At 62.1% G+C, this 253-nt stretch carries 1 protein-coding gene; it reads left to right on the top strand.

The genetic code is table 11. The features are described 5' to 3' along the window. Positions 1–253 (top strand): hypothetical protein (locus RMT89_RS42420; protein ID WP_315889097.1); only part of this gene is annotated, 253 nt, incomplete at both ends.

The raw sequence follows: 253 nt of genomic DNA, 5'->3' as shown, positions 1-253 counted from the left end.
TCTTTCGCCGTTGCGCCACGCCTCGAGGCGGCGTTCGGACTCGTCTGGGTCGAGGGCGAACTAACCCGCAGCATGGGTGTCACCCGGCTCACGTCAGCCGGGGAGGGCTGGCAGTACTCCAACAACGACTGCGTTGACGAGACCGCCTCCATGCCGTCCGACTCGGTGGACCTCATCGTGACCAGCATCCCGTTCGCCAATCATTACGAGTACACCCCAAGCTACAACGATTTCGGCCACACCGACGATAACT

Source organism: Streptomyces sp. P17, from assembly GCF_032436805.1.
Classification (GTDB): domain Bacteria; phylum Actinomycetota; class Actinomycetes; order Streptomycetales; family Streptomycetaceae; genus Streptomyces.
Note: the sequence above shows the minus strand (reverse complement) of the source record. Positions and strands in the feature narration are given on the sequence as shown.